Below are 14,203 nucleotides of genomic sequence, written 5' to 3'. Positions count from 1 at the left end.
CTAAGTTTACAGGTATTCCTCCAGTTGTTTCAGCAAATTTTGCCCATCGCTTGGCCTTTTAATATCGTCGACCATCAGATTTCCTTGCTTATCAAATATAAAGTAAGTCGGATACCGACCGTGACGGGAAGAATCATCAGGCAACAATTCTTTCCAGATGGCTTGTATGTCCTCATTATTTTTTCTCAAATGCACACCGGTAATGGCATTTGCCTGAATATATTCCCGCCACTTGTTGTCCTTTTCATCATCGTCCATATCCAGGTAGAGGAAGACAATATCTTTTCCCTCCAGGTGTTCTTTGATGGATGGCAGGTATCGCATCTCTTCTTTGCACGGGCCACACCATGTGCCCCAAATATCCAAGTACACAACCTTTCCCTGGAATTGCTTTACGAAGGTCTTGATCTGTTGGAAAGTCCGGTAGTCATCAGGAACGATGATATCGTTGTTTATGGTAGCCATTCTTTTCATCAGCGATGCACGTATGCTTGCCAACGTGTCCAGGTAGGTACTGTTCCGATTATGCAATTCAAGTGCGTCGAGCAGTTTATTACCGGTGGAAACTTCCCCGTCGTCGTATTTTTCCTTGACTTGCTGAGCCAGGTAACGTTCAGTTGTATTAGCGTCGAATGCCCGTTTTACAGCCATCCAGTTGAGGAATGTTTCGCCATGTTCGCGAGCTAAAGCCATCAGGCTATCGAAACTGTTTACACCATATACCGAATCCAGTGATGCAGCAAACCTTGTCGGGTCATCGCGGTTGGAAAACGCACGGTTCGCTAAAAAACCAACGTATGCATCAATAAACGAATAGTACATCGGCCCCTGCAATGCCGATTTGGGTTGGGGTGTTTCCCCTTGCATAAATTCGATGATAAAATTCGACCACTCCTTACGTGGCCAACGGGCAGTGCGCACATACAGGTCAACGTAGCCAATGAAGTGATAGTGCAGTTCGGCTTTTAGGAACTCTTTTTCCGGAGGTGTGAGTGTGCTGGCATCTACCTTAGCCATTTTAGCGGCCAGCTGTTGCATATAGGGCTGAATAACACGATCTTGCATTTCATTGGCCGCTACCCGTTTGCTGTCGGTAAAAAACAGGGGGGCTTTCCACAATTCCAGCTCGTGGAGCAGCTTATTGGTACCACCCATCTCACCGCCAAAAGCGATTTGGCCGTTGGAGCCGTCTAGCTCCACGGTTAAGTCGGTGCCAGGCCTCATCCATAGGAAAGCCTGGCGGTCTCCCCAACGCAGATAGCCAATCTTTTCTTCGTCCAATGGCAGCGTGACACTAAAATTCCCGTCTTCATCGGTGGTTAAGGGCGTTTTCATGTCATCAAAATACCCGAATACAAAGGGCGCATTCACCATCACGGTCTCCCCGATCGGTAGGTTTTCAATACGTCCCTTCAGATCAAATTGCGCGTACGAAAATAAGTAGCCGCTCACGGCCACAACGGTCAGTATGATTCTTTTCATATCCCTTAGCATACGATAGTCAAATGTACAAAATACTCCTGCGTGGTTTCCCGGATCACCAGGTCGTGCCTGTCGGGATACAGCATCGCCAATCGCTGCCGCACATTTTCCAGCCCAATACCCGAATGGCGTTGCTCGGGGTCCGTTTCCGGCTTGCGGTGGATGCTGTTATGGACGTCGAAATATACCTTTCCTTCCGCTTCGTACAAGCTGATTTTTATCCACGATTTATCTTTCAGGCTGATGCCATGCTTAAACGCATTCTCAACGAATGGAATAAGCAGCATCGGCGCAATGTAGGTACCTTCCAATGCATCGTTGATATCGCATTCAACGGTAATACCCGTAGAAGTGGCCGTACGCAGCAGTTGCAGGTCGATGTAATTGCGGAGATAATCAATCTCGCGTGCCAAAAGAATGCGATCCTGATTGTTTTCATGCAGCATGAAGCGCATCATGTCGCCCAGTTTCTGAATACCTGTAGCCGTACGTTCGGCATCTTCCTGCAGGGCGGTACCGTAGAGGGTATTCAAGATGTTGAACAGGAAGTGGGGATTGATCTGCGACCGTAGGAAACTTAGGCCAGCCGATGTCTGTCCAAGCTCCATTTTGAGGTTTACCAATTGGCTGATACGCTCCTTTTGCCGCTTATACACAAAGATAGCTAATGGAATCACAACGAGGTTGAGGCAAATCCATATCACGAAATACAGATCCTCCGCCGAACGCATAACATTCAAAAAGAATAATCCGGATGGAATGAAGGCGACGAACGATATCCCGACCGCCATAAGCCCATATAATTGGGGGCTATACCCTCGCTTCTCCTTCAACGGCAATAACCAGTAAATATTCAGCGCAAAGATCAGGTAAGCATAAGGGACTACCGCCAGCCAGAATGCCGCGAGTTTTTCCTCAACCGCCATCAGCATCACAAAAATCAATGTTCCCCCGCCCAGTACCACCAGGCTTTCCTTTGCAATGCGCGTTGCGAGCGTACTGCGAGTTTGCTGCAGGTAGCGGATAAGCCGCTTAATCCCTTCATAGGCAAAGAGCAGCAGGAATACGAGCAAAGCGCCCCCCAACGACTCCCCGCGCTTCAGGTGGGGCACAAACCGGCCGTCGTCCCACTGGTGGTAGTCGCGTAGGTGATAATCGCGTACCCACATACAGCCCGTGAGCCCCAGCCAAACCAAAAAGAAGAGCAACAGCGTGAGGGCTATACCCGCGTCGATTTTACGGACGCGGAAAAATACCGGCGAAATCCATTGTGTAAAGACCAGATATGCGCCATAGATAATGGTGGCGTACGCCATGAGAGAAACGACATGTCGTGTACCCCAAGCGTGACTCTGGTTGCTGAAAATGATAACAAGGACAAAGAGATAAATCCCTGTAGCCAAGATGGTTTCAATACGATTCAATTTCATAATAAGTATTTTCAGCAAAAAACACCAATTGTTTGCCGGATCGCAATCAAATGGGGTGAAATAGGTGGGTTTTGTGACGAATGGAAGATATTTATCAGGTTTAGTCTTCCCAGAGCTGGGCTTTATGCTTGTCCATACCCCGCTGCACCTTGATATCGTACACACCATCTACGATCGCCATTTCCGCATCGCGATCTTTGCCAGATCGGTGGATATCTACGGCCTGCCGGTCTTTTAGAGCGATGTCATAGGCATCCCGCGCACTCATCAGTTTGACAAATACGGGCAGGCATTCGAAGAAGATAAATAGCAGCATGATGAAGGTGATCGACCAATAGTTCGAACTGTTCACGGTACCGTCGCTATGGTACTTCAGATCGCCCAGCGCGGCATTCCGGTCGGCAAACCCAGCCCTGTTCACGGCGCTGTCCAGCTGTGCTCCCGTCAGTAGCCGTTCATCCATCAACCCGTCAAATTGCTTGCGCTGCTGGATAAAGGCCTCCCGTTGCCTGATGGTCGACCTTAAGGTATCGAGGTATTGTTCCTGCTTTTCCAGGTCAGCCTGCCGCTGCTTGGCGTACGGGCCGTACCCGACAATACCGGAAGTTTCCACGGTCTTTTCACCAAAAGTCTCCAACTTCAATTTGAGCCGATCCGCTTTGATTGTTGCCTCCAGTGAATCCCGCTCGGCTTTCAATTCCGTAATTTTACCCAACTCAATGGTGTACTTGCTATCGAATGCGTGGTTGAGGGTATCGATACTCGCCCGTTGGCGGTCGAGGTAAGTCACCCGCAGCTGATCACGGATTTCCTTGTCGAATACCTTGATTTCCAACGGCCGGGCTATAACGATACCGATCAGTACGGCCAGTAGGATACGTGGGGTAGCTTGCAGGAATTGCCGGGATGCGGAGGCGTTCTTATTGATGCTGGATACGATATAGCGGTCCATATTGAAAATCGCGAGGCCCCACAGCAAGCCAAACAATACGGCATACCCGATGGCACCCCCATCGCCGCTAAACACAAAGTACAGTGCATAGCCGCCCGATAATGCCGCAAACAATCCGGTAAAAAAAATGGTCGCACCGATGCCCACATATTTGTTCCCCTCGGCGGGGTAGTTGCCCAGCGTATCCTGATGCGCACCACTGCACCACCAAAAAAAATTCGTCAATTTTTCCATCGCGTCCGATTATTTCTTTAATAAGACAACTTGAAAGCCAAAATGTTACGCTTCCAGTTATCCTGCCCACAAAATTAAAAATCGTGGGATAAACCGTTGACCAAGTGGGACGAAAGCGCAAAATGACGGGATGAAATACAGGTCTTTGCACTTTCGCTCATCTTCCGTACTTTTGTCCGCAATGGATATGTTCGATGACATATTGACGAGCTATCTGGAAAAGACAGCCGATGTGGAATCCACATTGCTGGGGCACATCAACAGGGAGACTTACCTCAAAGAGCGGGCTCCACATATGCTGTCCGGCCACTATCAGGGAAGGCTGCTTGCCCTGCTGAGCAAGTTGGTATCGCCCAAAAAGGTCCTGGAAGTCGGCACCTTCACGGGGTACGCCACGCTATGTTTGGCGGAAGGCCTTGCGCCGGGGGGCGAAATCCACACGATAGATAGCAATGCCGAGCTGGAAGATCGGGTACGCGGCTATTTCGCCCAGTCGGGCCTGGATCACGCCATCCATTATCACATCGGTGATGCTGCTGCAATCATCCCCAACATCGACGGCCCCATAGATCTCGCTTTTATTGATGCCGATAAAAAGAACAATGGCCGCTACTATGAACTCATCATGGAGAAAAGCCGGACCGGCAGCCTCATTCTAATAGACAATGTATTGTGGAAGGGTAAGGTGGTTAACGCAGAAGCCGATACCCAAACCCAGCAGATTGCCACACTGAATAACCAGCTTGCCCATGACGAGCGCGTAGATAAACTGATTCTCCCTGTTCGCGACGGACTTTTCCTGTTGCGAAAACGATAAGGAATTAAAAACCATGACGTATGAGCGTATCCAATAAAACTACCCCAATCGTCCTATGCCTTACGATGTTGCTTATTGCCATGTCGACCACCCTCACCATTGCCCAAGAAAACAGTTCACAAACGTACATCGAGACCTACAAAGACGCGGCCATCCAGTATATGGAGGAATACGGATGTCCGGCCAGCATCATTCTCGCCATTGCCATGCACGAGAGTGCAAACGGAACCAGCCGGGTAGCCCGATACCTCAACAATCACTTCGGCATCAAAGGACCCAACGACAGCAAGGAAATCCGATCGGCTTACAAAGGCTATGACACCGTGGAGGAATCCTACGCCGATTTCATCGATTTCCTGAAGCGGCGCGAAAGCACTGAAAAACTATTCGACCTCTACCAACCCCACGAATACCAAAAATGGGTAAAAGGCATCGCCCGCTCGGGATACGCGCACAGTTCCTCCTGGTCATCCAAAGTCATCGGTATGATCCGCAAATACAACCTGCATGAACTGGATATCCAACCCGATGCAGGCACGGCAATTGCCGCCACCGCCGAGCCTGATGACGCGGAAATATATACGGTGCAAAAAGGCGACACGTTGTATGACATCGCCCGGAAATACGGCACCACGGTAAAGGCCATACAACTCGAAAACGGGCTTACCCATTCGCGGTTGCGTATCGGACAACAATTGACGCTGTAATGAAGGGAGTATTATACGCGCTGCTTACGCTGCTATTGTTTGCTTCCTGCTTGTCCAAACATGAAGTGCTCCAAAACCCCCGGGTGAGCAAAAGGCCGCCGCCGGTTCATCGGCCCGGCAAGGAGGCCGCCCGCCCGGCTAAGGAAACCACCCGCCCTCCTACCCCTGCCACCAGTACATCCGGCTACGACTACATCGAACAATACAAAGCCATCGCTATCGCCGAGATGAATCGTTATGGCATCCCTGCCAGCATCAAGCTCGCCCAGGCGCTCCTCGAATCCGGCAATGGCAACAGTACCCTGGCCCGCGAGGCGAACAACCACTTCGGCATCAAATGCACACCCGAGTGGGCCGGAAAGAAGGCCTATCAGGATGACGACTACCGCGACGATTGCTTCCGCGTCTATCAGCACGCCGAAGAATCATTCAAGGACCATTCCCAGTTCCTCCTGCGCAAACGGTACGCGGCGCTCTTCGAGCTCGATAAAGACGACTACCGCGGGTGGGCAAGAGGGCTTAAAGCAGCAGGTTATGCCACCAACCCACGTTATGCAGACCTGCTGATCAACCTCATCGAGCGCTATCAGCTCCACCAATACGACCGGCCGGAAAGCCAAAACGAAAAGCGCCAGCGTGAAGAAGTGGTCCAAACGGAAATCGTCGAAAACAAGCCGGAGGAACTGCAGGTTGCTGAAGCCAAAGCGCCCGTACGTATCGATATCCACGAAGTGAAACAGGGCGATACCCTTGCCGCCATTGCCCGAAAATATGGCATGTCTACCGGTGACGTGATGGATTTGAACGGCCTGAAAACCGAATCGCTCTTTGTCGGCCAACTGATCCTGGTGTCACAATAACCCAGCGGAATTGCAAAATGATGTTAAATTTTTCGCCGACTGCAAACTTAGCTGTAGTTTTACGACGGTGAACTCGATCGGCTGTTTTTTCTGTGGACTGCTTCTCAGTATGTGTTTCGGCTACGCAGTGGCCCAAACCCCCATTCAAGGTATCGTATTCGATACGCAGACCAAGCAACGCATTTCTCAGGTTTATGTGTACAATACGGCAAACGACGCCGGTGGTTATAATAATACCCGCGGAGAATTTACAATAGCTGCTTCGCCAGGTGATATTTTGATCGCTGCGGCAAAAGGGTACCATGCGGATACGCTGGTCGTATCCGAAAAGCGGATCGTACTGTTCAACATGGAGCGATCCACCCGATGGATAGACGAAGTATCTGTCGTCGCCAGGCGCAGCCCCGAAGAACGGCTGCTGGAAAACAAACGGGCGTACAGCACGGCTTATTCCAAGGGAGATGCAGGCTCCATCTTTTCGGTGGGCCCCACCGGAGCGGGTGTGAGCATCGATGCGTTGTATAAACTGATCAGCCGGGAAGGCAAAAATTCCCGCCGGCTCCAGGAAATCATCGAGCACGATTATCGCGAAACCGTTATCGACTACCGGTTTACACCGGATTTGGTGAGTAGCGTTACGGGCCTCCGGGGAGAAACCTTGGTCGATTTCATGCGGCAGTACCGTCCCTCCTATTATTTCGTGCTTAGCGCCAATGATTACAACCTTGCGTTCTATATCCGTTCGTCATTGGTCCGCTATCGGCAAAACCCCGCCGCCCTCCGGCTTCCGCCATTTCCCAGCGCGGAGCCCAGGTAAAAGCCCCTCATCGTGGAAAAAAACATCCACAATGAAAAACAGCACGATATTTGTTAATTTAGCAGCAATTATGAGACAACCGTTTTACTTTTTGCTTGCATGCCTGCTGCTTGGTACACTGGCAACAAATGCCCAGGACTACGATCTTGATGATTTGCGGCATAAACCCGACTCCAACAGCCTGAAAGTCGCGGTGCCTGAACTCGACATTCGTCCGGTCACCCTGCCCATATCGGCCTTGGATCTCCAGGTCATCTATTGGCGGCATTGGTCTTCGTTCGGCATCAACGCCAACCAATCGTCTTTCAGTGATAACTGGACCGGGGGTGGGGTAAACTCCATCTCGGTAGGCCTGCTGCTCAACCACAAATCCGATTATACGCGCAACAATACCAACTTCGTGACGGAATTGATGTTACAATACGGTAAACAAAAGAACAAGGACCAGCTCCCCCGAAAGAACAATGACCGGATATTCTGGGATAATAAACTCTCTGTAAAAGTTTCCAATCATTGGTCGCTTTTTACGTCGCTCACGTTTGAAAGCCAGTTCGATATCGGCAACAGCTACGGTAAAGACGCCGACGGGCGCGACAGCATTACGGGCATCATATCCAACTTTATGGCACCGGGATACCTCACCGAGTCGCTCGGTATCGAGTACAAGCCCGATAATACGTTTTCCGTGCGTTTCGGTACCGGTACCGCACGCCAAACCTTTATCCTTGATGATCGTTTGGTACCTACTGAAGCTACAGGGCCGCGCTTTGGTATAGAGCCCGGTGAGCGCTTCCGCAATGACCTGGCTTTTCAAGTCACGGCATTTCTGGATCGCAACATCGCCCAAAACCTCAACCTCAAAAGCCGGTATAACCTCTTCGCTAACTACGAAGAAATCACTGACCCCTCGCACCGGTTGGACGCCACGCTCACCGCGTCGGTTACCCGTCTCATCAACGTAACCCTCAGCGGCATCCTACTGTACGACAGCCGACTGCACGAGAACATCCAAACAAGCCAAACCCTGGCATTGGGGCTAATGTATAAAATCCCAAGGTAACCATGGCCATCCGGAGCATGCAGCTAAAAGATGCCGCAATAATCGTATTGACGGCACTGCTATTCTCCGCATGCAGCACAAACCGCTATGCCAAGACCAACAAGATTTACAAACAGCAGGTAAAGGCCCTTACCGAGCAGATCAGGCAACCACTGCCCTATGCCACGCCGCGTCTCGTTGCCACGTATGATACATCGGGAGCTGTCGTCGTATCCGAAGGTGGCCATGCAAAGCGCCATGCACAGTGGGCCGGGGCCATTCATTTCAACCTGCGTAAACCGAATTACGTCATCATCCACCACACCGCCCAGGATAGCCTGGCGCAAACCCTGCGCACCTTTACGGTGCCCCATTCGGAGGTAAGCGCCCACTACGTAATCGGTCGTGAAGGCGAAGTCTACCAAATGCTTAACGACTACGTGCGCGGATGGCATGCCGGAGCAGGCAAGTGGGGCAGTGTAACCGACCTCAACTCCATATCATTGGGCATCGAGCTCGATAATAACGGGAGCGAACCTTTTTCCGAGCCACAGCTCTACAGCCTGCTGAATCTCTTGGATACCCTCAAGCGGAAGTACAACATCCCGGCAGCTAACTTCATCGCCCATTCGGATATCGCACCCGGTCGGAAAGTCGATCCCAGCGCACTCTTCCCCTGGAAACGATTAGCCGAGCGGGGATTCGGCTTGTGGCCGGACGAATTGCTGACAACGCCACCCGAACACTTCAATCCCCTGGATGCGTTGCGCATCATCGGCTACGACACCCGCAATCCCGAAGCAGCCATCAAAGCCTTCAAGCTGCACTATATCCAAAACGATAGCAGCGCCACGCTAACGGATCATGATCTGAGCGTATTGTATAACCTATACCGGCAGCACGAATAACACCTCACTAATAATCGGAATATTCCGTAGGGTATAGAAAGAGCTGCTGGTTTCTGGATACATTGTTCTGGTATTCGGGCATGGCTGAGAGTTCCTTCCAGTATTCGTCTTTACCAAACGCAGCCCAGTGTTCATCGCGTGATTTTTTGTTTTCGAACGTCGTGAGGTACATCAGGTTGGGCATCCGACTTCCCGCCACCACTTCACCGTAGAAAACCGCATTGAATCCCAATCGCTTGAACAACCCGATTTCGTCGCCCTTGTTAAACATCTGCACTTTGTTGTGGTAGTAGGCTTCCGTGGGCCCTTCGTAACTTCTCAGCTCATATACCCGGTCAGACCGGGGCGAGGTCAGGTCCGGAAGCTGGAGTCGCGGACTGCCCGCAAAGGCGTTCAGCAAAATGGTTTCGATCCGGTCATAAGGTGGCGCATCATGGCTAGCAAGCAGGTACGCCTTACCGGCCTCCTGATAAACTTTATCACCCTGTAAACGGTCATCCAACGCCGCAAACTGGTCGTAAGACGGATAGGGAATCAATATATAGGTGAGTAATCCACCGTCCGTTACAGCAATCGGCTTGAACACCCCCACGTGGTTTATGCCAGCCCGGTGCAAGGCCGGTAGGTAGGCGTGTTCCAAAAAGTCATCCAACCGTTCCGCCTGGTGTGCCGTTTTCAGGTGATAGATTTTCAATTGATAAAAATCACGCTCCGCAGCCAAAGCGGTGCATACCGAAAAAGCGAGTGCTGCAAAAAGCAACAGGGTTTTAGTTCTCATGGATATTAGATTAAGCGATAATAGATCAAAGCCGAAAGACAAATCGCGATCAACAAACACAAAGTAACGGTAATTTTTGTTATTATTGCGTAACAATCCGGCAATAAAAACATGGCAAATCTATTCAAAAACAACTGGTTTCTAGCATGTGCATTCAGCCTTGTATTCGTATCCTGTATGCGAAGCGGCAGTCAATTGGTTATCGATCCGGAAAACGCCGGCTTGGTGTTGCCCGATGGCTTCGGGGCCCTGAAGGTAGCGGATAGCACGGGCACCGCCCGGCACCTCGTTGTCAACGCCAAGGGCGATGTTTTCGTTAAGCTGCAGGAGCCCGTCGATGGCAAAGGCATCATCATGTTGTCCGATGCGGATGGGGATGGCCGGGCCGATGCGCAAACCGGGTTTGGCAACTACGGCGGCACCGGGATTTTCATCAAAGACCGCTTCCTCTACGCCTCGTCCAACAGTGCCGTTTTTCGCTATGCATTGGGTGAAGACGGGCGGGTAACCCACCCATTGAAGCCCGATACCGTTGTTACGGGGCTGATCGACCGCCGCCAGCACAATTCCAAGTCGATTGCCCTCGATGACGCCGGCCATATCTATGTCAATATCGGTGCTTACTCCAATGTTTGCCAGGAGCAGGATCGCGCACCCGGCTCGCCGGGTATACGGCCTTGTCCCATCCTGGATTCAGCGGGCGGCATCTGGCAGTTCCGAGCCGATGGCATCAAGCAAAGCTATGGTGACGGCGAGCGCTATGCCACCGGGCTGCGCAACGTGGTGGGCCTCGACTGGAACCAACAGGCCGGGGCGCTGTTTGTCATGCAGCACGGCCGCGATAACCTACACGATTTTTATCCCGACCTGGTCGGCGCCGAGGCGGGCATCGATCTGCCTGCTGAAGCGATGTACCGGCTCAGCCCTGGAGCCGACGCCGGCTGGCCATATAGCTATTACGACCAGCATCAGCGCAAAAACATCATCAATCCGGAATTTGGCGGCGACGGCAAAAAGGAAACGGAAGCCGATGTGCTTGATCCCGTAGTGGCTTTCCCGGGCCATACCGCACCCAATGCCCTCCTGTTTTACACCGGCGATATGTTTCCCGACCGGTACAAAAACGGCGCTTTCGTGGCCCTCCATGGGTCGTGGAACCGCGCGCCCGACCAGCAGGGTTATCTCGTCGCCTTTGTGCCCTTCACAAATGGGGAGCCCAGTGGCGATTGGGAGGTATTTGCCGATGGATTCGCCGGTGTAGACACCATTCCCGCACCAAGCGATGCTAAGCACCGTCCATGCGGCTTGGCGCAGGGACCCGATGGGTCGCTCTACATTTCGGACAGCGTAAACGGCACGATTTACCGGATTGTCTACACCAACGGCCACTAACGCTGGGGTACCATGGAGCTCTACCTTGTCGTCATTGCCCTCATTGTCCTCGTCGTTGCCGTTATTTTATTGATGAAACGGCCGCAGGGGGCAGTCGTTACACGCGAGCTGACCGAGCTGCGCAAGGAAAAAGAAACGCTCACCATTGCATTGGCCCGTGCGCAGCAACAGGGCGAAAGCCTCCTTGCCGAAAAGGAACGCATCACCGCCATGCTCCGGGAAGAGCAGCAACGCCTCCTGTCCGAACTCCAGGCAAGCCGGGAGCAGCTGGCGCAGGCGGATAAATCGCTGGAAAATCTCCGGGCTTACCATCAGTCCCAGCGGGAGAAACTCGACGAGCAAAGGGCCGAGATCGAAACCATCAAACGGCAGTTCAACACCGAGTTTCAGGTCATCGCCAACCAGATCCTGGAAGAAAAGACGCAAAAATTCACCGAAGCCAACAGCAAATCGCTCGACCTCATCCTCAACCCGCTCAAGGAAAAAATCAAAACCTTTGAGGAAAAAGTGGAAAAGACCTACCAGCATGAGGCAGCCGAGCGCAATTCACTGAAAGGGGTAGTGCAACAGCTGATGGAACAAAGCCTGCGCATCAAGGACGAGGCCAACAGCCTCACCCGCGCGCTCCGGGGCGACAGCAAGAAGCAGGGCAACTGGGGTGAGGTCATCCTCGAGCGCGTACTGGAACGCTCCGGACTGGTCAGGGACCGGGAGTATCGCCTCCAGGCCTCCCTTCTGGACGACGAGGGGAAACGCCTGCAGCCCGATGCCATTATCGACCTGCCCGATGAGAAGCATCTGGTGGTCGATGCCAAAGTATCACTAATCGCTTACGAACGATGGGTGAATGCCGATACGGATGAGGAGCGCGAACTTGCTGCCAGGCAACACATCCAATCGGTAGAAAATCACGTGAAGGGACTATCGGCCAAAAACTATCACGACCTGTATCAGATCAATTCGCCCGACTTCGTCTTGCTCTTCATGCCCATCGAGTCGGCATTCAGCATGTCCATTACCTACAAGGCCGACCTGTTCAGCGACGCGTGGGACCGCAAAGTGGTCATCGTCAGCCCGTCTACCCTCCTGGCCACACTGCGCACCATCGCCAGCATGTGGAAACACGAGCGGCAGACACGCAACGTACTGGAAATTGCCAAAGAAGCCGGAGCGTTGTACGACAAATTTGTCGGCTTCCTGCAAGACATGGACAAAATCGGCGAGCAGCTCAACCGCGCCGTGCGTGCACATGAAGACGCAACCAAAAAACTCGGCACCGGTCCGGGCAACGTTATCAAGAAGGTCGAAAAGCTCAAAAAGCTAGGCGCCCGCGCTAACAAGCAGATCGATGGCGATCTGCTGGATGACGGGAACTAATCGCATCACACCCGCTTAAACACCACCGTCGCATTGTGCCCGCCAAAGCCAAAGGCATTGCTCATCGACACGTCGACTTTCCGCTCCAGGGCTTCCCCTGCCACAATACGGAAACTTTGCGGAATCGCCTCATCGCGATCGGTCATGTTGATGGTCGGCGGAACGACACCGTCCGTGATCGCTTTGATGGCCAGGATGGCTTCAACGGCTGCAGCCGCACCCAGCAAATGGCCGGTCATGGATTTTGTGCCGCTGATGCTGAGGTTTCCGGTATCACGGAAAACCTTGCCTACCGCATTCAGCTCCGCGATATCGCCGATCGGTGTAGACGTGGCATGCGGGTTGATGTAATCGACCTCCGCCGGATTTAGCTGTGCTTCCTGCAGCGCCAGTTCCATGGCTTTGGAGGCGCCGAGCCCTTCCGGATGCGGTGCCGTCATGTGGTACGCATCAGCGGTCATCGAAGCCCCTACAATTTCCGCATAGATATGTGCACCCCGTTTCTTGGCATGTTCGTATTCCTCCAAAAGCAGCGCACCCGCCCCTTCCGCCATAACGAATCCATCGCGGCCTTTATCAAACGGCCTACTGGCATGCGTAGGGTCGTCGTTGCGGGTAGACATCGCCTTCATCGCCGAGAAACCACCGATGGAAGCCGGTGTGATGGGCGCCTCAGAGCCGCCTGTAATGAACGCTTTGGCCTTACCCATCCGGATGTAATTAAATGCATCCATGATTGCTGTATTGGCCGTTGCACACGCCGATACGGTCGTATAGTTGATGCCCTGCAAACCATATTTCAAGGAAATTAGCCCCGATGCCATATTGGTGATGAGCCGCGGCACAAAAAACGGACTGAATCGCGGCACATAGCCTCCCTCCACATAATTGGTTACTTCGGTTTCGAACGTCTGCATCCCACCTTGGGCAGCGCCCCAAATCACGCCAATATCGAACGGATCCATGGTGGATACATCCAACCCGGCATCTTCCATCGCCTCCGCAGCAGCAAACAGCGCAAACTGGGTAAATAGGTCGCTGCGTTTAATCTCATTCCTATCCAGGTATTTTTCAGGCGCAAAGCCTTTTACTTCGCAGGCAATCTGCGTCCTGAATTGTTCCGCATTGAAGCGGGTGATCAATCCGGCGCCGCTGGCACCGCTTACGGCCTGTTGCCAAAAGGTTTTTACATCGTTCCCAAGCGGGGTAACGGCACCCATTCCGGTAATAACCACTCTCGTCATAAATACGTTATGTTAATGTTAGTTTTTCTTGATAACCGTTCAATCCGACCCGACACCGCAAACGCGCTGCTATCCGGATTTAGCTCGCAAAGGTAAACATCATATATCGAACCGTATAATAATATTCACTCGTGTATCCCCACGCATACGGAAACTACAGCTGAAG

At 52.2% G+C, this 14,203-nt stretch carries 13 protein-coding genes; 8 read left to right on the top strand and 5 right to left on the bottom strand.

What is annotated here, in order from left to right; all coding sequences use genetic code 11:
- Positions 1-6 precede the first annotated feature (6 nt).
- From IEV98_RS05555 to IEV98_RS05545, 3 genes are all read right to left on the bottom strand, one after another.
- Positions 7-1,482: a TlpA family protein disulfide reductase gene (locus IEV98_RS05555; protein ID WP_188504890.1), complete on the bottom strand. Its 1,476-nt coding sequence runs from the start codon at positions 1,480-1,482 to the stop codon at positions 7-9.
- Between the two features lie 5 nt (positions 1,483-1,487).
- A complete protein-coding gene (locus IEV98_RS05550; RefSeq protein ID WP_229738591.1) occupies positions 1,488-2,912 on the bottom strand; it encodes a sensor histidine kinase in 1,425 nt (474 codons plus the stop codon).
- 100 nt (positions 2,913-3,012) lie between these two features.
- The gene (locus IEV98_RS05545) at positions 3,013-4,098 is read right to left on the bottom strand and encodes a DUF4407 domain-containing protein (RefSeq protein ID WP_188504889.1); all 1,086 of its coding nucleotides are present in this window, start codon (positions 4,096-4,098) and stop codon (positions 3,013-3,015) included.
- Between the two features lie 181 nt (positions 4,099-4,279).
- On the opposite strand from IEV98_RS05545, the gene IEV98_RS05540 reads away from it, so the two are divergent.
- The 6 genes from IEV98_RS05540 to IEV98_RS05515 all read left to right on the top strand — a co-directional run bounded on the left by IEV98_RS05540 (position 4,280) and on the right by IEV98_RS05515 (position 9,246).
- A complete protein-coding gene (locus tag IEV98_RS05540; protein WP_188504888.1) occupies positions 4,280-4,915 on the top strand; it encodes an O-methyltransferase in 636 nt (211 codons plus the stop codon).
- A gap of 20 nt (positions 4,916-4,935) precedes the next feature.
- Positions 4,936-5,622 carry a glucosaminidase domain and LysM peptidoglycan-binding domain-containing protein gene (locus tag IEV98_RS05535; RefSeq protein ID WP_229738590.1) on the top strand — a complete coding sequence of 229 codons (687 nt, stop codon included), beginning with the start codon at positions 4,936-4,938 and terminating at the stop codon, positions 5,620-5,622.
- Positions 5,622-6,482 (top strand): glucosaminidase domain-containing protein, encoded by an 861-nt coding sequence (locus IEV98_RS05530; RefSeq protein WP_188504887.1) that lies wholly within the window; start codon positions 5,622-5,624, stop codon positions 6,480-6,482. The genes IEV98_RS05535 and IEV98_RS05530 overlap by 1 nt, the downstream gene beginning before the upstream one ends.
- 109 nt (positions 6,483-6,591) lie before the next feature.
- Complete coding sequence (locus IEV98_RS05525; protein ID WP_188504886.1) at positions 6,592-7,299, top strand: peptidase associated/transthyretin-like domain-containing protein; 708 nt, start codon at positions 6,592-6,594, stop codon at positions 7,297-7,299.
- Between the two features lie 70 nt (positions 7,300-7,369).
- Positions 7,370-8,359 carry a DUF3078 domain-containing protein gene (locus IEV98_RS05520; RefSeq protein WP_188504885.1) on the top strand — a complete coding sequence of 330 codons (990 nt, stop codon included), beginning with the start codon at positions 7,370-7,372 and terminating at the stop codon, positions 8,357-8,359.
- A 2-nt stretch (positions 8,360-8,361) separates the two neighbouring features.
- Complete coding sequence (locus IEV98_RS05515) at positions 8,362-9,246, top strand: N-acetylmuramoyl-L-alanine amidase (protein WP_229738589.1); 885 nt, start codon at positions 8,362-8,364, stop codon at positions 9,244-9,246.
- A gap of 7 nt (positions 9,247-9,253) precedes the next feature.
- On the opposite strand, the gene IEV98_RS05510 is transcribed toward IEV98_RS05515, so the two are convergent.
- Positions 9,254-10,024, bottom strand: a complete 771-nt coding sequence (locus IEV98_RS05510) for an NIPSNAP family protein (RefSeq protein ID WP_188504884.1) — start codon at positions 10,022-10,024, stop codon at positions 9,254-9,256.
- A 111-nt stretch (positions 10,025-10,135) separates the two neighbouring features.
- Between IEV98_RS05510 and IEV98_RS05505 the strand changes: the two genes are divergently transcribed.
- Positions 10,136-11,416, top strand: a complete 1,281-nt coding sequence (locus tag IEV98_RS05505) for a PQQ-dependent sugar dehydrogenase (RefSeq protein ID WP_188504883.1) — start codon at positions 10,136-10,138, stop codon at positions 11,414-11,416.
- 12 nt (positions 11,417-11,428) lie between these two features.
- Positions 11,429-12,793 (top strand): DNA recombination protein RmuC, encoded by a 1,365-nt coding sequence (locus IEV98_RS05500; RefSeq protein WP_188504882.1) that lies wholly within the window; start codon positions 11,429-11,431, stop codon positions 12,791-12,793.
- 5 nt (positions 12,794-12,798) lie between these two features.
- Here IEV98_RS05500 and fabF read toward each other — a convergent pair whose 3' ends face one another.
- Positions 12,799-14,037: a beta-ketoacyl-ACP synthase II gene (gene fabF, locus IEV98_RS05495; protein ID WP_188504881.1), complete on the bottom strand. Its 1,239-nt coding sequence runs from the start codon at positions 14,035-14,037 to the stop codon at positions 12,799-12,801.
- Positions 14,038-14,203 lie beyond the last annotated feature (166 nt).

It is taken from the genome of Parapedobacter pyrenivorans (genome assembly GCF_014636865.1).
Taxonomy (GTDB): Bacteria; Bacteroidota; Bacteroidia; order Sphingobacteriales; family Sphingobacteriaceae; genus Parapedobacter; species Parapedobacter pyrenivorans.
The sequence above is the reverse complement of the archived record's forward strand: the minus strand, read 5'-3'. Positions and strand labels throughout refer to the sequence as shown.

Coding starts and splice junctions, on each gene's coding strand:
- IEV98_RS05555 (WP_188504890.1), bottom strand. CDS start 1,482: ATGAAAAGAATCATACTGACCGTTGTGGCCGTGAGCGGCTACTTATTT.
- IEV98_RS05550 (WP_229738591.1), bottom strand. CDS start 2,912: ATGAAATTGAATCGTATTGAAACCATCTTGGCTACAGGGATTTATCTC.
- IEV98_RS05545 (WP_188504889.1), bottom strand. CDS start 4,098: ATGGAAAAATTGACGAATTTTTTTTGGTGGTGCAGTGGTGCGCATCAG.
- IEV98_RS05540 (WP_188504888.1), top strand. CDS start 4,280: ATGGATATGTTCGATGACATATTGACGAGCTATCTGGAAAAGACAGCC.
- IEV98_RS05535 (WP_229738590.1), top strand. CDS start 4,936: ATGAGCGTATCCAATAAAACTACCCCAATCGTCCTATGCCTTACGATG.
- IEV98_RS05530 (WP_188504887.1), top strand. CDS start 5,622: ATGAAGGGAGTATTATACGCGCTGCTTACGCTGCTATTGTTTGCTTCC.
- IEV98_RS05525 (WP_188504886.1), top strand. CDS start 6,592: ATGTGTTTCGGCTACGCAGTGGCCCAAACCCCCATTCAAGGTATCGTA.
- IEV98_RS05520 (WP_188504885.1), top strand. CDS start 7,370: ATGAGACAACCGTTTTACTTTTTGCTTGCATGCCTGCTGCTTGGTACA.
- IEV98_RS05515 (WP_229738589.1), top strand. CDS start 8,362: ATGGCCATCCGGAGCATGCAGCTAAAAGATGCCGCAATAATCGTATTG.
- IEV98_RS05510 (WP_188504884.1), bottom strand. CDS start 10,024: ATGAGAACTAAAACCCTGTTGCTTTTTGCAGCACTCGCTTTTTCGGTA.
- IEV98_RS05505 (WP_188504883.1), top strand. CDS start 10,136: ATGGCAAATCTATTCAAAAACAACTGGTTTCTAGCATGTGCATTCAGC.
- IEV98_RS05500 (WP_188504882.1), top strand. CDS start 11,429: ATGGAGCTCTACCTTGTCGTCATTGCCCTCATTGTCCTCGTCGTTGCC.
- fabF (WP_188504881.1), bottom strand. CDS start 14,037: ATGACGAGAGTGGTTATTACCGGAATGGGTGCCGTTACCCCGCTTGGG.